General features: G+C 44.9%; 21 protein-coding genes. 5 read left to right on the plus strand and 16 right to left on the minus strand.

The features are described 5' to 3' along the window. The first annotated feature begins 1 nt into the window (after position 1). Both DN730_RS18330 and DN730_RS18335 read left to right on the plus strand, forming a co-directional pair. The gene (locus DN730_RS18330) at positions 2–1,192 is read left to right on the plus strand and encodes a molybdopterin molybdotransferase MoeA (RefSeq protein WP_115469577.1); all 1,191 of its coding nucleotides are present in this window, start codon (positions 2–4) and stop codon (positions 1,190–1,192) included. A 41-nt stretch (positions 1,193–1,233) separates the two neighbouring features. Further along, complete coding sequence (locus tag DN730_RS18335) at positions 1,234–1,656, plus strand: hypothetical protein (RefSeq protein WP_115469578.1); 423 nt, start codon at positions 1,234–1,236, stop codon at positions 1,654–1,656. Positions 1,657–1,680: 24 nt separating this feature from the next. Here DN730_RS18335 and serB read toward each other — a convergent pair whose 3' ends face one another. Further along, a complete protein-coding gene (serB, locus tag DN730_RS18340; protein ID WP_115469579.1) occupies positions 1,681–2,607 on the minus strand; it encodes a phosphoserine phosphatase SerB in 927 nt (308 codons plus the stop codon). Positions 2,608–2,772: 165 nt separating this feature from the next. Here serB and DN730_RS18345 point away from each other — a divergent pair, with 165 nt between their 5' ends. Next, positions 2,773–4,206, plus strand: coding sequence for an AhpA/YtjB family protein (locus DN730_RS18345; protein WP_115469580.1), 1,434 nt, complete (start codon positions 2,773–2,775; stop codon positions 4,204–4,206). Between the two features lie 100 nt (positions 4,207–4,306). Here DN730_RS18345 and rpoS read toward each other — a convergent pair whose 3' ends face one another. The 13 genes from rpoS to DN730_RS18410 form a co-directional block, all read right to left on the minus strand. Then, complete coding sequence (gene rpoS / locus DN730_RS18350) at positions 4,307–5,293, minus strand: RNA polymerase sigma factor RpoS (protein ID WP_115469581.1); 987 nt, start codon at positions 5,291–5,293, stop codon at positions 4,307–4,309. 30 nt (positions 5,294–5,323) lie between these two features. Then, entirely contained in the window at positions 5,324–6,187 is an 864-nt protein-coding gene (locus DN730_RS18355) for a peptidoglycan DD-metalloendopeptidase family protein (protein WP_115469582.1), read from the minus strand. Between the two features lie 21 nt (positions 6,188–6,208). Next, complete coding sequence (locus DN730_RS18360; protein WP_115469583.1) at positions 6,209–7,147, minus strand: DUF368 domain-containing protein; 939 nt, start codon at positions 7,145–7,147, stop codon at positions 6,209–6,211. Continuing rightward, positions 7,140–7,802 (minus strand): protein-L-isoaspartate(D-aspartate) O-methyltransferase, encoded by a 663-nt coding sequence (locus DN730_RS18365; RefSeq protein ID WP_115469584.1) that lies wholly within the window; start codon positions 7,800–7,802, stop codon positions 7,140–7,142. The genes DN730_RS18360 and DN730_RS18365 overlap by 8 nt, the downstream gene beginning before the upstream one ends. Then, positions 7,799–8,545: a 5'/3'-nucleotidase SurE gene (surE, locus tag DN730_RS18370; RefSeq protein ID WP_115469585.1), complete on the minus strand. Its 747-nt coding sequence runs from the start codon at positions 8,543–8,545 to the stop codon at positions 7,799–7,801. Before surE ends, DN730_RS18365 begins: the two co-directional genes overlap by 4 nt. Next, positions 8,523–9,617, minus strand: a complete 1,095-nt coding sequence (gene truD / locus DN730_RS18375; protein ID WP_115469586.1) for a tRNA pseudouridine(13) synthase TruD — start codon at positions 9,615–9,617, stop codon at positions 8,523–8,525. The genes surE and truD overlap by 23 nt, the downstream gene beginning before the upstream one ends. Beyond that, positions 9,614–10,102 carry a 2-C-methyl-D-erythritol 2,4-cyclodiphosphate synthase gene (ispF, locus tag DN730_RS18380; protein ID WP_115469587.1) on the minus strand — a complete coding sequence of 163 codons (489 nt, stop codon included), beginning with the start codon at positions 10,100–10,102 and terminating at the stop codon, positions 9,614–9,616. Before ispF ends, truD begins: the two co-directional genes overlap by 4 nt. After that, positions 10,102–10,815: a 2-C-methyl-D-erythritol 4-phosphate cytidylyltransferase gene (gene ispD / locus DN730_RS18385; protein WP_115469588.1), complete on the minus strand. Its 714-nt coding sequence runs from the start codon at positions 10,813–10,815 to the stop codon at positions 10,102–10,104. Before ispD ends, ispF begins: the two co-directional genes overlap by 1 nt. Continuing rightward, positions 10,815–11,093: an FtsB family cell division protein gene (locus tag DN730_RS18390; RefSeq protein ID WP_425452790.1), complete on the minus strand. Its 279-nt coding sequence runs from the start codon at positions 11,091–11,093 to the stop codon at positions 10,815–10,817. The genes ispD and DN730_RS18390 overlap by 1 nt, the downstream gene beginning before the upstream one ends. Positions 11,094–11,205: 112 nt before the next feature. Next, the gene (eno, locus tag DN730_RS18395; RefSeq protein ID WP_115469589.1) at positions 11,206–12,501 is read right to left on the minus strand and encodes a phosphopyruvate hydratase; all 1,296 of its coding nucleotides are present in this window, start codon (positions 12,499–12,501) and stop codon (positions 11,206–11,208) included. A 51-nt stretch (positions 12,502–12,552) separates the two neighbouring features. Continuing rightward, the gene (locus DN730_RS18400) at positions 12,553–14,187 is read right to left on the minus strand and encodes a CTP synthase (RefSeq protein ID WP_115469590.1); all 1,635 of its coding nucleotides are present in this window, start codon (positions 14,185–14,187) and stop codon (positions 12,553–12,555) included. A gap of 172 nt (positions 14,188–14,359) precedes the next feature. Beyond that, positions 14,360–15,310 carry a PDR/VanB family oxidoreductase gene (locus tag DN730_RS18405; protein ID WP_115469591.1) on the minus strand — a complete coding sequence of 317 codons (951 nt, stop codon included), beginning with the start codon at positions 15,308–15,310 and terminating at the stop codon, positions 14,360–14,362. A gap of 76 nt (positions 15,311–15,386) precedes the next feature. Next, the gene (locus tag DN730_RS18410; RefSeq protein WP_115469592.1) at positions 15,387–15,680 is read right to left on the minus strand and encodes a DUF6482 family protein; all 294 of its coding nucleotides are present in this window, start codon (positions 15,678–15,680) and stop codon (positions 15,387–15,389) included. Positions 15,681–15,745: 65 nt separating this feature from the next. On the opposite strand from DN730_RS18410, the gene DN730_RS18415 reads away from it, so the two are divergent. Both DN730_RS18415 and DN730_RS18420 read left to right on the plus strand, forming a co-directional pair. Then, on the plus strand, positions 15,746–16,432 hold the full coding sequence (locus tag DN730_RS18415) for a nucleoside/nucleotide kinase family protein (RefSeq protein WP_115469593.1): 687 nt from the start codon (positions 15,746–15,748) through the stop codon (positions 16,430–16,432). A 140-nt stretch (positions 16,433–16,572) separates the two neighbouring features. Then, positions 16,573–17,844, plus strand: a complete 1,272-nt coding sequence (locus DN730_RS18420; protein WP_115469594.1) for an outer membrane protein transport protein — start codon at positions 16,573–16,575, stop codon at positions 17,842–17,844. 60 nt (positions 17,845–17,904) lie between these two features. On the opposite strand, the gene DN730_RS18425 is transcribed toward DN730_RS18420, so the two are convergent. Both DN730_RS18425 and tilS read right to left on the minus strand, forming a co-directional pair. Continuing rightward, entirely contained in the window at positions 17,905–18,120 is a 216-nt protein-coding gene (locus DN730_RS18425; RefSeq protein WP_147290596.1) for a hypothetical protein, read from the minus strand. Positions 18,121–18,196: 76 nt separating this feature from the next. Further along, positions 18,197–19,447, minus strand: coding sequence for a tRNA lysidine(34) synthetase TilS (tilS, locus tag DN730_RS18430; protein WP_158541239.1), 1,251 nt, complete (start codon positions 19,445–19,447; stop codon positions 18,197–18,199). Between the last annotated feature and the right edge of the window lie 37 nt (positions 19,448–19,484).

The following is a 19,484-nucleotide window of genomic DNA, read 5'->3' on the forward strand; positions in this document are numbered from 1 at the left end:
CATGGCTACACTTATGCCTTTTCGGGATGCCATCGAGCACATCAAGCAAACTCTCACGACTGTAACAACAACTGAATCAGTGCCATTAAGCAAAGCAATGGGCCGCATATTGGCTCAGGATGTCATATCCGAAATCGATGTCCCCCCAGCTGCCAATAGTGCGATGGATGGATTTGCGGTACGCACAAGCGACCTAAAAGATAACGCCTCTCTTACGGTGTCTCAGAGAATTGCGGCCGGTTCAGCGCCAATGCCGCTTCAATCGGGAACTTGTGCACGAATTTTCACAGGTGCAGAAATCCCACAAGGCGCCGATGCGGTTGTCATGCAAGAAAACACCAGGCAGCAAGAAAATCAAATAACGTTTCTTTCCCAGCCCACATCACATGACAACATTCGCCCTGCTGGACAAGATATTGCTGCTGGGGCGACAGTGTTCACTAAAGGAAAGCGTATAACGGCCATTGATATTGGTGTTTTAGCCAGCTTTGGAATAACACAAGTCGAAGTATATCTGCCTCTAAAAGTAGGCATTCTTACAACGGGAGATGAGCTGCAATCGCCTGGCACTCCACTCTCAGGTGGGCAAATATACAACTCAAACGGCCCACTTCTCGAATCCCTAGTCGTCAGTAGCGGACATCAAGTAAGTTTGCGGCTACACGCAATAGACTCTGTGGAAGCAACACAAACTGCTCTAAAAGCTTTAAGCGACTGCTCTGATGTGATTATTTCCTCTGGGGGTGTTTCAGTGGGTGAAGAAGACCATGTTAAAGCCACAATAGAGCAAAACGGCCAACTACATCTATGGAAAATTGCAATAAAACCAGGCAAGCCTCTAGTATTTGCAAACGTCTACAATACGCCTTTTTTAGGATTACCCGGAAACCCCAGCTCCACCTTAGTAACATTCCATTTATTCGCACGCTTGGCGCTGGCTAAAGCAGCGGGTGAAGACTTAGATTTACCGAAAGCCATACCTGTAAAGAGCGGCTTCTCACGTAAGGGTAACCAATCTCGTGATGAGTTCCTAAGAGTCCATATAAATAACGGTATCGCGACTCCTCATGCTCAACAAAGCTCAGGAGCACTCTTGGCAGCAAGCCAAACCGACGGTTATTTACATATCCCTGCAGCTCATAATGTTTCACCAAACGATGAATTCGACTTTTACCCATTTTGTAGCTTCTAAACTACACTCAGTAAATACCTTATTCCGTTAGGAGTCCTACCGTGAGAGACAAAAGCTGGGAAAAATCATTGTATGAACATCAGCATGAAATGATTAAGCGTCTTGACGTTCATCGACAAAAAGACCGAACTGATCATCTTACAAAAGATGAAATCATGGCAGTCGAGCATACCTTTCAACTTCTAGTTGCCTCTATGCTCGACTTTGCTTCCTATCTCCTTAAACATCATTATGACGTCATCATAGAACGACGAGAGCAAGTTCTAGATAGTTTACTCGAGCATAAAGACGTCACGCATGAACAAGGCGAACAAATTCGAGTACTCGTCGAACTGCGTCAAAGGATACTCTTTGATTATCTAAACGAAAACTTCGAGGAGCTTTCTAAAGCATTATCATTGCGACGCTATAGTTTAGTCGAAGTCCTCACCCAAGAGTGGACAAAACGCTTAGATAGTCTATGAATGATCCGGCTACGCCGAACGATTTTAGGGCGCTCCCTTCGTCGCGGCATCTATATCTTCTGACGTCATTCCAAGTAGATAAAGTATGCCGTCTAATCCCATATTATTCATTGGACAAGGCGCTTGCTGCCGAACGATTGGTTTAGCATGCAAAGCAACGCCAAGTGCCGCGTCATTCAGCATTAGTAAGTCGTTAGCACCATCACCGCAAGCGATGGTCTGACTTGCTTCAACGCCGTACTGCTTCGACAAAGTCGCCAGCAGATGCTGCTTACGCTTGGCATCGACAATTGGCCCTACGTGCTTCCCCGTAAGTACGCCATCAACAATCTCCAAAACATTAGCATGCACTTCGGTCATGCCATAATCTTGGCAAACTCGGTCAGCAAAGTAAGTAAAGCCACCCGATAAGATCGCCGTTTTCCACCCCAACGCGTGAAGACCTTTCATAGCACGCTCAATACCATCCATATGTACAATTCGCTCATACACTGAATCCATCACGGTACTACTCAAGCCATTTAAGAGCGATAGTCGCTGCACAAAGCTCTCAGTAAAATCTATCTCACCCCGCATTGCGCTCGCAGTAATGGCCGAAATTTGCTCGCCGATGCCCATTTCGACAGCTAACTCATCCATAACTTCCGCTTTTATTAGCGTCGAATCCATATCAAATACCGCCAAACCACCTTTTTCAGGTACCAATGTGGTAATCTGAAAGATGTGATCAACCCCTGTCGCATCAGCTCGCTCTAACAGCTCTCTGCGTAGCACTTCATGTTTACCGAGCTCAATAGGAGTGCTAATGTCATAGCGAATTGCACTGATCCGATCATTACTATTCGTTAATGACTTTCGAGTTGTCGCAATTTGATGCTCAGTTAACCAAGTGTAAAATTCAGATTCATGTGCGGACGTTACGTCGCCAATTAAAGTGATGGAAGCAGACATAGAAACTCCTATTGATGGGGGGCTAACTATATCAAATCCCCGTACAGACGCTAACCTTCACTTATCATTAAAGAAAATGCTGTACGCTCCGACAAACTAACGAGCTTTCTATAAATTTTTATTACAATCAACAAGATAATCAAAACTAGACAAGTCAGGACGTCGATGGACACTGTAAAAAAAATCTCTGCTGGCTATTATCGGGCACTAAAAAAATGTTCCTCCGCAAGCATTGTGGTTACAACATATGTGGCATTGATGATCCTTACATTAGCTACGGTATGGTTTTCAGTCACCTCTTCGGTCAATAACTATTTGAATCAACAAACGGATGTTTTAGGCAGTAGCCTAGCAACGCAAGCGGCGTTTAACGCAACACAATCTATATTAACCAATGACTTGCTCAGCTTAAATGTGCTGCTTAATCGCCTGGTCGTAAGCGATAACATTTTGAGCGCTCGCGTTTACAATAAAAAAGACGAGCGCTTAGCAGAGGCTAGTCGGAACGGTGCGCAGACGACCGAAGGTGAAATTCGGCCGAATGATCAGCATCGAGTATACAGCTCCCCTATTCGCTTTAGAGATGAAATAGTCGGCCATGTGCTCATCACTCTCGACAAGGCAGGGGCCCAAAGCACTCAGACTCACATCAGTAACCTTTTAATTGGACTTGGGATATTTCTAACGGCTATCACTGGGTTAATCTTACTTCTAGTAATTCGGCGATTATTTTACCCAATTTCAATGATCAGCGATGCGCTCGAAGCATTTAACAACGGAACAGACAATGCACCGTTACCAAAAAGAACATACCGAGAAGCAAGTGAACTTGCGGCACAAGTAAAATCCTTACAGGCACTAGAACTACCAGCTCCAATAAAAGCACCCACTGCATCTCAGGAAAATGTAGCGTCAACAATAGAAGACGAACAATTTGAAATAGATTTTGAACAAATTATTCTTGAATCCGAGCGCGAATCCTGCGCCTTATATATACAGCTAGACCATCTAAATGAATGGCGGGAATCAATGCAGCCTCTGCAGGTTGCCAACTTGCTAACTCCTATTTATCGCTCCATATTCTTGTCAGCGGAGCATTTCTACGGGCAAGTTCACCAACACGAAGGTGACAATGTAGTCATTTTGTTTCAAGCCAAAAATAGCGGCGATAACCTTTATATGGATGCCGCTTGTTGTGCTGAATTAGTAAAACATTTACTAGAAAGAATTTCTCATTCTTCCCTATATGAGGGGGTTCCAGACATTCGATATCATTTGGGACTGCATAAAGGCTGTGAGCAAACCTCCAAGATGTTTGAAGAGAACCAATTTGATGCCAACCAAGTGGAGCATCTCATCAACGATGCAAAAGCACTCTCTCAGTCTCAAACATGTAATCAGTTGGTGATAGGGGAAGACATCATCACATTACCTGAAATACAAAATCGAATTATCTTAAGCCTACCTGAGATCATTGAGTTGGGGAATGATGAAGAACACCTCGCCTATACAGTAAAAGATTTATCGGAGAAATACCGCCAGCGTGTTTTAAGCCTATTGAATGATATAGAGCTAGAAGAAACACAACCTCACTCTTAAGTAAATCCAAAAACACTAGACACAAAAAAACCGCTGTTGAAATGATGCCATTTATACTGGCACCCTAAATAGCGGCTTTTTGGGCAGTCAATAACGTGTGTTAGTGATCTAAATTAATCACATCTTCTAGAGAAAGGCCCTTGTTCTGCAATAGAATGCGAAGCTTTCTAAGCGCCTCAACTTGAATCTGGCGTACTCGTTCACGTGTCAAACCGATTTCCGCACCTACATCTTCTAGGGTACTCGGTTCGTATCCACGTAGCCCAAATCGCCGTGCGATAACTTCTCGCTGTTTATCATTTAATTCATCGAGTAAATGCTCGATGCTTTGATGCACATCGCCATCTTGTCTATCCGCTTCTGGCCCAGCATGCTGAGTATCCGCCAATACTTCAACAAGACTTTTGTCATTATCTAAGCCACCAACTGGAGAGTCGATTGAACTGATGCGCTCATTTAAGCTAAGCATTTTCTGGACATCCGCCACTGGACGGTCCAGCATATCCGCTATTTCTTCCGCGCTTGGTTCGTGATCAAGCTTCTGAGTTAATTCCCTCGCAGCACGCAAATAAACATTTAGCTCTTTTACAACGTGAATAGGGAGACGGATTGTTCTGGTTTGGTTCATGATGGCACGTTCAATTGTTTGACGTATCCACCATGTCGCATAAGTTGAAAAGCGGAAACCACGCTCTGGGTCAAACTTCTCCACAGCTCTGATAAGACCTAAATTACCCTCTTCAATCAGATCTAAAAGCGAAAGACCTCGGTTTAGATAGCGCCGTGAAATTTTCACAACTAAACGAAGGTTGCTCTCAATCATACGTTTTCGGGCAGCCTCATCACCTTTAAGCGCTAATCGAGCGAAGTAAACCTCCTCTTCAGCGGTCAACAGCGGTGAAAATCCAATTTCACTTAAATAGAGTTGGGTCACATCGAGTGACTTGGTATCACTTTCTGCATAACGAGCGCTAACTGCTGATTCAAATTCTTCATCAGAAACGTCTTCATCAACGCTCTCGAAATCAAAATCACCAGCGCTTTGTAGCAATTCTTCGCTTACTTTATCCGTGTCTACTGATTTCATATCACCCTCCTGAATCCCAAATTATGATTATTATTGTTTGGGTAGTACTTTAAGTGGATCGATCGGTCGGCCATCTCGTCGCACTTCAAAATGCAACAGCGGTCGTTCAGCACCTTTGCCTCCAATAACCGCTAATGAATCTCCAACCCGAACGGTCTGTTTTTCCTTAACCAAAATTCGTTCGTTGTACGCATAGGCACTTAGGTAAACATCATTGTGTTTTACAATCACTAAATTGCCATAACCAATCAAACCGTTTCCTGCATAGACGACCACACCATCCGCAGCGGCTTTTACATGCTCTGCATCTTGGCCTTTAATATCTATACCTTTACTACTTACGCCTGCATTTGAAAAGCTTTTTGTCACAGCGCCTGATACTGGCCACCGCCAATCTGATACTTTTTTAACAGGAGCCTTTACAGTCGACACAACCTTTGGAGATGAGTTCACTTTTGGTGTCGTCTTTTTTGTCACAGCTTTGCTTACAGGCGCAGATACTTTCTTTTTAGTCTCTGGCTCATCTTTGATCGTCGCGGGCGCAGCTTTGGCTAACTGTTTTGCGCTCCCCTTTAATCGAATCTTTTGATTTGGGTAAATCACATAGGGAGGCTCAATCCCATTAATTTCAGCAACTGTTCGGTAATCAAGCCCGTAAGAAAAAGCAATAGAAAACAATGTATCACCAGATGCAACGCGATGTATATTAGTCGAAGGTATAGTCTGTACCACCGCACTGTTGGCATGATAATCAAAAGGGTCTTGGTCAGCGTAGTGAAAGCTATCGTAGGCACAGCCAGTCAACACTAGACACACAAAAGCCGCACCACTGACGTTTGATGTCAGTAATCGAGTAGAACCTTTTACTCGCTTCAACAGCTCAATTGTCATCATGCTCACTAATCAAAATTACATTCAAAGGGCATCATTTGTTTTTAAGTTTACTTTTTGTAATGAGATGTAATGCATCAGAATCACCAGCACCGCACCCATCAAAAATAGTATCAATGGAATAACTAAACTATCGGCCACATCAAAATTAGCGATATTCCATGGCATCATCAATTGTTCTTGCGCTGGCAAGCGCTTATCCCCTACATCAATGTAAGTGACAACCTCCTTCCAGGGCCACACTTTAACCAGCGCTCCTAACATCACACCAGTAAGCAGGGCCAGAGTAAGTGATTTGGCGTTTCGGAGCAGCCAATTAAGCAGCTTTGAAAAACTCAAGAGTCCTGTTAACGCCCCCACTGCGAACACGCAAATAACAACAACATCAAATGACTTTACCGCCTCCATCACATACCCATACATTCCCATAATCAGTAATAGAAAACTCCCCGAAACACCAGGTAAGATCATGGCGCATATTGCAATCATTCCAGCTAAGAACACCATCAAAAGACTAATATTCACTTGGGTTGGTACTAATATTGATAACGCTGCGCCAACTATGATCCCTACAGTAAGAGCAGCACCATGACGCAAGGAAAATCTATCAATATCACATATCAGGATGTATGCAGAAGCGAGGATCAAACCAAAAAAGAAACTCCAAAGCCAAACTGGATAAGACACCAACAGCTCAGTGACAATATGTGCAATACCAAAGATACTTGAGACAATACCTAGCAATAACGTCACTAAAAAAGTGCCATCGAAATGCTGCCAAAGTCCTTTAAAATCACCTTTGAGTAGCATTCTAATACTGCTCAAATTGACTCCACTTAAAGCCGAAATTAATCGATCATATATCCCTACGATAAAGGCTATAGTGCCCCCAGAAACCCCTGGCACCACATCTGCGGCGCCCATCAAAGCGCCACTTAAATATATCTTTAGCCATTTAGGCATCTATCTTTCCTTCTAATAGCGGTACAAACTGGGCTGGAGCTGCCTCTAGCCTCTTCCACTTGCTACCCACGCGACGCCAACACCCAATTGTTGGCACATCATCTGCAATAGGCATGATTAAAATCCCACCTTCTTTTAACATATCGGTCAGCGCGGCAGGGACTTTACTCGCCATTGCAGTAACAATAATGGCGTCCATTTGTATTTTCTGAGGCCAACCTAAATGGCCATCTCCATGTAAAAACTCAACATTTTTGATCGACATACTTTTTAATCTAGCTTGAGCTTGGACATAAAGACTCTTTTGTCGTTCAATCGTATGCACCTTGTTAAAAAAATGCGCCAGCAGACAGGTCTGGTATCCGGATCCAGTGCCGACTTCCAAGACACGACCAAGCCGAGCATACTGCAATAACCACTGGGTCATAATAGCAACGGTTGAAGGCTGACTGATCGTTTGATTGCGCCCAATAGGCAATGGCGTTGGGCTGTACGCTAGGTGAGAAAAGGCAGGCTCAACAAACTCATGGCGCGGTAGCGTCGCCATCAACTCTAATAATGACTCTTCATATACACCTTGCGCTTGCAGATGCTGAATCATTTGCTTAGAACGCGCCTGCGTTCGCTTTAGTAACTCATCTAATGCTGCACTCATAGTACGGTATCATTAACCCACTGACTTAACTGATTGATAACTGAGTGACAAGTCATATCCGTATGAATCGGAGTCACGGATACATACCCCTGCGATACGGCATAAAAATCGGTATCCTCCGCGACATCATGAGGCTCTGATAGCGCTCCAATCCAGTAGCTTTCAATCCCTCTGGGGTGATTAGCTGGTATCGCGGGATGTGCCTGATGACGATACCCTAAACGCGTTACCTTAATACCTTTTATCTGATCTAAAGGCAGGTCAGGAACATTGACGTTTAATAAAATTTTAGGGGGCAAGCTGAGCGTATGAGAGTCCACTAATAATCGCTCTACTATCGATGCAGCGGTGTCAAAATGCCTAGTACCGACAAGAGAAACGGCAAGCGCTGGCCGTCCCAAATGGCGAGCTTCCATCGCTGCTGCCACCGTGCCAGAATAAATAACATCATCCCCTAAATTCGCACCGTGATTAATACCTGACACGACGATATCAAATTTGCCATCGATCACCTCTGAAACAGCGAGGTTTACACAATCTGTCGGCGTACCATCAACCTTATATTCATTAGAGCGAACTTGGGTGGGTCTCAGTGGTCGGGTCAATGTTAAAGAATTGCTGGCACCACTGCGGTCTCGATCAGGCGCAACCAATATGCATTGATATGTACGCCTTAGCGTTTTCGCTAATGTTTGAATACCTTCTGCATCCAAACCATCATCATTCGCTAGTAGTATTTTCATAGTGTCTATCTTGGGATCGGTCATGGATAATAAATAGTTCTCGCAACACGCTGGTTGCAAAAGCACCTTTGGGCAGCTCGAATTGTATAACTAATTGGTCTGGCTCGGTGTTAGATGTTAGCAATTCCCAGGCCATGTTTTCAGGCGTTAAACGTGTTGGACGACTGTCCCTCGCAAAATCATAAGTGATCAAACCGGATAATAACTCTGCTTCAGGCTTATAAATTATTTCCATTTGAGCCGCTCGCTCCGAATTTGTCCCCATTAGCCAGCCGTCACTAATCAATGGTAGTACTGGCGAAATATGACCAAGCCTATGACGATGAATAATTGGAAGCGTAAGCGCCTTAACGCGGAAAGACTGAGTGCCATCTTGTGGCTGAGCGATATCGCCAACACGCAGTATGTCCCAACTACCATCCGCAACAAAATGCGATAACGCTTCGTTAAAAAACCATGAACGGATGGCAGATAACCAAAACGACTGTGTTTTTTGAAGCTTATGCTTACCTTTTCGGCCCGGCATAACCATCTTCCGTCCATTAACCAAGTTATTTCCAGCGATGCCAAAACGCTGCTCACCGTAATAATTGGGTACCCCAAACCTCTGAATCAAAGCAAGACGCTGCTCTATGTCATTTCTATCACCAGCAATATTCCGTAATCGAAGACTAAAACGATTACCTAAATGCCCGCCCATTCGTAATTTTTTGCTATGACGCACTTGCGCTAAAATTCGCACCACTTCTGGAGCTCGAAAGACACTCTCGATACCCGATAAATCCGGTGCATGACCAATAATATGCAGGCAAAACCATTGCCGAGTACAGGCATGACGATCTTTCACGCCAGCATAGCTCACTTTATTCGGTGAAAGGTTCGCCGCCATTGCAAGTCGTTTGGCCAGAAAATCGGTATTTACACCCTGTTTTTCAATCCAAACATAAACGAATTCGCCTTTGCCATCTGGCTCAAACCCTAACTTTTCTTCCACCAAAAAGTCGCTTACCACAGTTTTTAAATCTGCCGCGACTGTGGGAGCAGTCCAAGCATAATTCCAATCGGTGTTCATGACGCTTCTCGATACAACAACGCCACGGCCTCAACTGCGATCCCTTCTTTACGCCCCGTAAAGCCTAGCTTTTCAGTAGTGGTCGCTTTCACGTTAGTAGCACTGAGTTCTATTTCTAAATCCGCGGCAATATTACTTCGCATGTCGTCTATATGAGGACGCATTTTTGGAGCTTGAGCCATAATAGTGACGTCTATATTCGCGACTAACCAACCAAGTTTTTGCACTTCAGCAAATGCGGAACGCAAGAGCTCACGACTATCTGCACCAGCAAATTCGGCATCGGTGTCAGGAAAATGCTTACCAATATCACCTAGCGCCGCAGCGCCAAGCAGGGCATCCGTTAATGCGTGAAGCACAACATCTCCATCAGAGTGCGCAATCAACCCTTTTTCATAAGGGATCCGAACTCCTCCCATAAAGATGTGATCACCCTCTCCAAATTTATGTACGTCAAACCCGTGACCTACTCTAAACGGTACCATCACTCACTCTCCTGCTGACCTTTGAATGCTTTGGATGCGAGCAGAGCCTCTGCCACTAATAAGTCGCTAGGCACTGTAATTTTAAAATTGGTTGACTCGCCTTCAACCAACGTCGGTTGCCAACCAAGCTGCTCCATAGCCGAGCTTTCATCAGTAATTTCTAGTCCTTCTTCCATGGCTGTTGACAAGCCTTCTAGTAAAGCTCCTAAAGGAAACTTTTGCGGTGTCTGCGCCTGCCAGATAACGCTCCGATCGACCGTCCCCTGTGAACAACTGGAATCATTTGCAAGCTTTAACGTATCCTTGCTCGGAACGGCAAGCAATGCGCCAAATTCACCTTTGTGTTCAACGATTCGCGTGATAGCCGAGTGAGAAATAAGAGGTCGAGCCGCATCATGGACTAACACATCAGTGTGCCCATCAATGCCCACTGCTTGTAGCACTTGCAACCCATTAAGAACGGTATCGGCACGCTGTTTACCACCGTCATAACGAATCACTTGCGGATGCGTTGCCCATTCTGAAAGTGGCCAGTATTCATCGTCACAGCTAACGCCGACAGCAACCCCCAGAATAGATGGATGAGTTAGAAAGCGGGCAATTGTCACATCGAGAATGGTTTGTTGGTTCAGTGTGAGGTATTGCTTTGGGATAGCACTCTGCATCCGTTTTCCAACCCCTGCGGCAGGAATAATTACCCAATATTGCGTCATTACTTTTCTACTATCCGATAAAAGACTTCACCGTCTTTAATGTATTGAAGCTCGGCCCGAACATGCTCCTCGACGGCATCCTCCCCTTTTCGCAAATCCTTGATTTGAGCACGTAATGCTTCATTACGTACTTTCAAACGTTTATTGATCTGCTCTTGATACTCGATCTGTTTGGCCAATTCTTCTTCGCGCTTCATGCCTTGATCTCCCCAGAATGCCTGAAAAGAAAAATACATCGTACTACAAAGAAAAATACCAAGAAAAATGCGCAACATCATGTTGGAATATTCAGACTCAGGACTATTGAACGCCCATTATTTCGCGAAATGACATAAAAAAAAATAAAAAAGGGAGAACTTATGTTCTCCCCTCTTAAAGACACGTAAAAAGTTACGCTTGACCTTTAATCTCTGAAAGACCTTTATAAGGTGCTTTACCTTCCAATTGCTCTTCAATACGTAGCAATTGGTTGTACTTAGACACGCGATCAGAGCGGCACAAAGAGCCCGTCTTAATTTGGCCAGCCGCTGTACCCACTGCAAGATCCGCAATGGTAGCGTCTTCTGTTTCACCAGAACGGTGAGAGATGACAGCAGTGTAACCCGCATCTTTCGCCATTTTAATCGCTTCAAGCGTCTCTGTTAGAGAACCGATTTGATTAAACTTAATCAAGATAGAGTTAGCAATCCCTTCATCAATACCGCGTTTCAGGATTTTAGTGTTGGTAACAAACAGGTCGTCCCCAACAAGCTGAATTTTATCGCCAAGAATTTTCGTTTGGTAAGCAAAACCTTCCCAATCTGACTCATCTTGACCATCTTCAATAGAAACGATCGGATATTCTTTACAAAGCTCAGCAAGGTAATCAGAAAACTCTTCTGAGGTGAATACTTTGCCTTCGCCTTTCATATTGTACTTGCCGTCTTCGTAGAACTCAGACGATGCACAGTCCATCGCTAGGGTAATGTCTTTACCTAACTCGTAACCTGCTGCGGCCACGGCTTCTTTGATCACTGCTAGCGCTTCAGCATTAGAGGCTAGGTCTGGTGCAAAACCACCTTCATCACCTACCGCTGTGTTCAAACCACGAGCACTCAAAACTTTTTTAAGCGCATGGAAGATTTCTGCGCCGTAACGCAATGCTTCGCGGAAGTTCGGCGCACCAACTGGCTGAATCATGAACTCTTGGATGTCAACATTGTTATCCGCATGCTCACCGCCGTTGATGATGTTCATCATAGGGACTGGCATAGAGTATACGCCTGGCGTGCCGTTGATATCCGCAATGTGTGCATACAAAGGTACTTTCTTAGACACTGCTGCTGCTTTCGCTGCGGCCAATGAAACAGCCAAGATAGCATTTGCACCAAATTGAGATTTGTTCTCAGTGCCGTCAAGATCGATCATGATCTTATCTAGATCAGCTTGCGCCGTCGCATCTTTACCAAGTAGCGCTTCACGGATTGGTCCGTTTACCGCTGCAACTGCTTTCAAAACCCCTTTACCTAGGTAACGGCTCTTATCACCATCACGTAGTTCTAAAGCTTCACGAGAACCGGTCGAGGCACCAGACGGTGCACACGCTGTACCAAACGAGCCGTCGTCAAGAATTACGTCAGCTTCCACAGTTGGGTTACCGCGTGAATCCAGAACTTCTCTGGCCTTGATATCAACGATTTGACTCATAACAAACCCCTTTTAGTAGATGAAAAGTTAGCAAACATAGGCTTGCTAAAACTATTTTTCTTTTCCTGCATACTTCAGCGCAGCGTGAACAAATGCACTGAACAGGCCGTGCCCGTATCGCGGTGTAGAAGTGAACTCAGGATGGAATTGACACGCAACAAACCAAGGATGGTCCGCGATTTCCACCATCTCTACTAAAGAGTTATCCGCAGAGCGACCTGATATAGTCAATCCTGCTTCTTCTAGAGCAGATACAAAAAAGTTGTTCACTTCATAACGATGGCGATGGCGCTCACTCACAACTGGCTTTCCGTAAGCTTCGTAAGCTTTCGTACCTTCCGTTAGGTTGCAGTCTTGAGCCCCTAGTCGCATCGTTCCACCAAGATCGGATTCCTCTGACCGGATTTCTTTGGAACCTTCAGCATTAGTCCATTCTGTAATCAGACCAACAACAGGATTCTCTGTTTTAAGATTAAACTCGGTGCTGTGCGCACCGGTTAGATTTGCTACGTTACGAGCAAATTCTATGACCGCCACTTGCATACCTAAACAGATACCCAAGTACGGAATTTTGTTCTCACGTGCGTATTGAGCTGTGCGAATCTTCCCTTCAACACCCCGCTCACCAAAACCGCCAGGGACTAGGATCGCATCCATACCCTCTAAGATTGATGGCCCTTCTTCTTCTACTTTCTCTGAATCAATGTAATGCAATTTAACTTTAGTACGTGCATGAATACCTGCATGATCCATCGCTTCTATCAACGACTTGTAGGCATCCAACAACTCCATATACTTGCCAACCATGGCGATATTAACTTGCTTTTCTGGATTCAACTTTGCTTGGGCAACTTTGTTCCAGATATCGATGTCAGCCATATTACAATCTAAGTTGAAACGCTGAACAATCAGCCCATCCAAACCTTGATCTGCCAACATCTGAGGAATACTGTAAATAGTATTTGCATCAGGTAAAGAAATGACGGCGCGCTCATCTACGTTTGTAAACAAGGCGATTTTCTTACGTTCAGGTGCTTCAATGGATACTTCTGAGCGACACACTAGGATATCAGGCTGAATGCCGATGGAGCGCAATTCTTTAACAGAGTGCTGCGTTGGTTTTGTTTTCGTCTCACCAGCCGTGCGAATGTATGGAACAAGAGTAAGATGCATGAACAAAGCGCGGTGGGAACCAAGCTCGACTTTAAGCTGACGGACCGCTTCTAAGAAAGGTTGTGATTCAATATCCCCTACGGTTCCACCAATCTCGACCAGTGCTACGTCAGCACCTTCAGCACCCGCTAAAACACGGCGCTTTATTTCATCAGTTATGTGTGGGATGACCTGAACGGTACCACCTAAATAATCACCGCGACGCTCTTTTTGCAGTACGTGCTGATAGACACGCCCCGAAGTAAAGTTATTTCGCTTGGTCATTTTGGTAGAGATGAAACGCTCGTAGTGACCTAAATCAAGGTCCGTTTCTGCGCCATCATCGGTGACGTATACCTCACCGTGCTGAAAAGGGCTCATTGTGCCTGGATCAACGTTGATGTAGGGATCCAGTTTTAACATGGTGACTTTTAGACCACGGGATTCTAGGATGGCAGCAAGAGATGCCGATGCCAAACCTTTACCAAGTGATGAAACCACGCCGCCTGTGACGAAAATATATCGTGTCGCCATGAGTGTTTAGCCCGCCTTAAATTGTATGATCGAATGAGAATTAGATGCTTAGAAATGCACCATTAGGACGGGAGCAAATGATAGCACCACACCCCCTTTCACTCAACGTAAAAGCGCGTAAGTTTTACTCCCCAGAGCGAGCAGCAAGCCAAAACAAACTCAAGTCTTTGATTTATAGATCTAATACGAGAGCATCGCTACGTGCTCGGGAGCAGCATGGCATAATAATCTTTCCTTCATATCGCTCACTATCTGACAAGAACGTATCGCGATGGTCAGCAACCCCTTCTAGCAATGGTGTCATACAAGTGCCACACCACCCTTCTTCACATGACGTTGGGATATATATGCCGTTCATTTCCAACGTCTCTGTGATCGTCATTCCAGGCTCAACATCAAACACTTCTCCCGTACTGGCAATCTTGACTTGAAAGGCATTTCGGGATGCCTCATTCAATATTTCTGACTGTGGGCCCGCAAAAAACTCACGATGAAGTTTATGTTCAGGCCATCCTAATTTGCGTGCCTCGCTCAAAGCCGCTTCGATATAATTAGCCGGACCACACACATAAATGTCCCAAGTTCGATTTGCACCACTTAACACTCGGTTGAAGTTGATACGCTCTGACTCACTAAAATAAAAGGTCACCTTGTCACAATAAGTGCTTGAGTGAAGCGCTTCAAAAAAAGCAGTCTGTTGTGCTCGCTTCGCGGAATAATGTAATTGAAAATCAGTACCTGATTTTTTGAGCATTTGCGCCATAGGTATAATCGGAGTGATACCGATGCCAGCGGCAAATAACAAGGCGGATGCTTTAGGGTTTGCTAATAGAAAGTGGTTTTGAGGTGTTTTGGCTTGCAATGCTGTCCCAACAGTCAGTTTGTGCAGTTCCTTTGAGCCGCCACGAGAGTTCGGCTCTTCTAACACTGCAATCTCATACTCCTTACCTGATGTCGGCAGTCGACAAAGAGAGTACTGCCGTTCAAGGCCACTTGGAAGCTTAACAACAATATGAGCGCCAGGTTGATAGGTCGGTAACGCCAAGCCTGATTTATGAGCAAGGATAAAACGCTTTATATTTGACGTTTCTGAGATGATATCTTTGATCACTAAATCCATCATAACTACTCCTAATAATTCACCTATCAACCACCAGCCTAACCGATAATTCTCAACACTTCGACGGCTTAGACAACATTCAATTAAATGGTATGCCCAACGGAACCTCTAGAATATTACCTTCCCCCACTGGTTGCCCGACCATTTCATCGTAGGCACTGCGGTGATAAAGAACCATTTTTTCGACATTTTTATGCTTAAATAAGTTCTGTAGTTCAAGTTTATTGTGACTGGTAATGGGCCGCCCTAAGCGATCCTCAACAAAGTGCTCTTGACCATTTATAATAACCGACAGTTGATACAAATTCGCTGCAAGCGAATGCACTCTCACCACATCAATAACGTCTAATTCATCTAGCTCAGACCATTTCATTCCGATAACCTCCAAAGTTCATGTATTAAAGCTTACGATGCAGAAACACACTCGGATGAATACGTATGACGATACCCAAAGATTTATATCAAACGTTCGATGAAACTCTACGCTTCCAAGGTGCCCTCGAACGAGTCATTGAACTAACACAACAACCTACTAGAAAGATCATAGGCATCGCAGGGCTCCCTGGCTCTGGAAAATCAACGCTTGCTGATTATTTGGCGATGAGAATAAACAATGGTGAACCTTCACCTCTCGTTGCAAGTGTCAGCATGGATGGCTTTCACTTAAGCAAAACGGCACTTCTCCAGCTTGACAACCCTGCAGAGGCTCTCAAGCGACGCGGGGCCCCTTGGACCTTCGACAGCGTCGGCTTTTGCCGCTCGTTACAAAATTTTAAGCAACACCCGAACAACACACTTTTCTGGCCAAGCTTTGATCACGCCATTGGAGACCCTATAGTCGATGCCATCTCGATACCCAGTGACATTAAGGTTCTGATTGTAGAAGGACTGTATGTGCTCCATAACGATCATGGCTTTGAAGCCGGCACACAATATTTGGATCAACGCTGGTTCATTGATTTGCCATTTGAGGTTGCCATGCATCAATTAGCCAAGCGCCATCAGCGAGTATGGGGCATCACCGCTGACCAAGCCCAGCAACGTATACTCGCCAACGATTCCCTTAACGCTCACATTGCCTATCAGTCGCGTCAATACGCTGATTTACACTTGTCTTCAGATTGAACGAAATTGACACAAATATCGCCGTATTTTTACATGGATTGGCGCAGTCATTAAGGCTATGTTTTAACCTTAAGCAGCCTTATCTCAAAAGGCACCTAAAGAGTCTAATGACACATTAAAATAAGAAGGAAAACTGACTCATGACTCCAATCACGCTCCACCGAAAGACACTGTTGTCAGTTGCTATAGCACTATCTGCTGTTCAACTTCACGCAGCAGGCTTCCAACTTAACGCCCAATCTGCTACTGGACTAGGACGAGCATTTGCAGGTGACTCCGTCATTGGTGATAATGCTTCCGTCATTGCCCGCAACCCCGCGGCGATGTCACTTTTTGATCAACAAGCCATATCGGTCGGTTTTGAAACCATTACAACCGACATCGAAGTGAAAGATGCAACATACAGCTCGAATGTAAATCCTGCTACACCCGCAACCACCACTAACGCAAACACAGATTCGGTTGGTGGTACGTCCATCGCTCCAAACTTTTATTATATCAATCCGGTTAGCGACAAGTTTGCTTGGGGTATCAACGCCTATTCAAACTACGGGACCAAAACAGAATTTGACGAAGACTATGCTGGCAAGGAATATGGCGGTAAAACCGACGTAAAAAGTTTAAACCTAGGGATAGTCGGCTCCTATAAAGTATCTCCTGCCCTCACACTCGGTGCGGGGATCGACGCTGTCTACGGACAAGGGGTATTTACACGTCCCGATACCGATTACAGTGGCGGCAAAGATGTCCTTAATATTGATGCAAACGGCTGGGCACTCGGATGGAACGTCGGCGCTATGTTTGAATTAAATAGCTACAATCGTTTTGGCTTAGATTACCACTACAGCCCAGACATTGACGCTGAAGGCGATGTATATAAATACAACCCCGCAAGCCCTAATGCCGCTCCGGTTAGCGATACTGTTATTATGCCTCTACCTGACATTGCCGAATTTTCAGGCTACCATCGCCTATCACCAAAACATGCGGTCCACTACAGCATCCAATATATCCAATGGTCTGAGTTCGATAAACTCGAAACTGAAAAAGTCGGTACTATTAAAGAATATAATTGGAAGGACGCGTGGCATTATGCAATTGGCACAACCTACTATATGAACGAACAATGGGAGCTTCGTGCTGGCTATATGTACGACACCAGTGCACAGGATAATACTCGCTCCGTCTCTGTTCCTGATTCGGATCGCCAATGGATTTCTGCAGGCTTTACGTTTAAGCCCGATACTGTAAGCAGCATTGACTTTGGTGCGACCTATCTGATGGGGAAAGATGTAGAAGTAAAAGAAGCAACGACACACCCACAAGCGCCCAGCTTCAATATTTCTGAAATCAATGGCACCACTCACGCCAATGCGATACTACTGGGCTTGCAGTACAGCCGATCATTCTAGGGTCTGGTATTGGGTACATAAAAGGGCCTCCATTTTGGAGGCCCTTTTATAAATTTGAATTTAGAGTAATAAGAACAACATCTGTATGACACCGCCCAATGCTACCGCACTGACGCCAGAACCACTCTCCGCATCCTTCCCTTCACTATCGCTTTGACGATCATTGGTCTGCTCGACCTTCGGTTCATTTGAAGGGGTATTCGCCTCATTAGGTGACGTTGCGCACCCACCTACTAATAAGAAAACCGATAACGCCATCACCCTCAGTATTGCCATCCTTAACTTTCCGCCGTTCGTTATTATTTATAATTCCAACTATGGCAGTCTAGCCCATGCAAGCTGTTTCTCCAAATTATCGAGTGCTCGGCCATGGAAGCTTATCGTTTGGGTACCACATCACTGTGCCATGCCAATTGGGATCTATCCAAAGGTCGGCTATCGCCACCAAGGTGGTACCATCAAATAAATAGGGTAATTGCTCACGCCACCATGCTGGGATCCGTTGGTCTTGCAACCACTTTTTTAGGGGGCGATGACGTCCATTCGATAACTTAATTGTTTCACCTTCAGGTCTAGCCTTAACGGTAAGTGAGTGATCACTGTATAAGCGGTCATATTTTCGATGAAGCCACTCACCTGCTTCAAGCACCATAGTAGAAGGGCTCTCTGTGTGAGGCAGCACATATATTGCATCTGCATAGCGCGCCAACCGAAAGTCCTGCCCCCGATAAGCTGGCTGTTTATCTGAGCTTGAGGAAAACATTTTTACGACCGACATCACCTGAGGCGCTGTCAGCGACACTCCATGTGCTCGCAAAAAACGAGACACCCAAAATTCTAATTCTGGGCATACAACTTTTTCTAACAATAAGCCGCCGTCTGAATTAAGGTATTCTTGTAACGCCTCATGTGCCAGACGATCGAAGACTGCCATTTCCTTTTGTATCAATGTAGCGCTCGATGCAATCGCCATAGCAATATTTGAATTGTGGGCTTGCCATGACTGCAAAACACTATGACGCAGCACATTGCGTCTATGCGCTAATGTATAATTTGACTCATCTTCGACCCATTTCAAATTATTATATTGCGCATATTGCTCAATATCTTGGCGACTAACTTCTAAGAGAGGGCGCCAAATTACGCCTCTGTTAAACTCTCTTACAACTGGAATACCTTGAATTCCTCGAGTCCCGGCACCCCGCTCAAGTCGAAATAAAACTGTTTCAGCCTGATCATTGGCATGATGCCCCTGAAGCAAAACATCACCTTCTCCTACATACTTAGAAAACGCTTGATAGCGAGCGTTGCGAGCATTTTCTTCAACTGAACCGTTTTTCGAAACCTCTACATGCTCAATATGTAGAGGGATTGCCAACATCTCACATTGTTGTTTGCAATGAGTTACCCACACATCAGCGTTTGCACTCAAACCATGGTGCACATGAATCGCCTCTAAAAAAGGTCGTAGCGAATCCGGCAAGTTTGATGCGAAATGATGCAACAAAACATGTGAGTCGACCCCACCACTGTAGGCGACGAGTAACTTTCCACCTTCACCAAGATGTCGCTTAAGAATACTTCGGTCGATCACATTCATCATTTCACTCATTACTTTGGAGACAAAAAAGGCGCCGAAG

This window comes from Marinomonas piezotolerans (assembly GCF_003362755.1).
In the GTDB taxonomy this organism is placed as follows: Bacteria; Pseudomonadota; Gammaproteobacteria; order Pseudomonadales; family Marinomonadaceae; genus Marinomonas; species Marinomonas piezotolerans.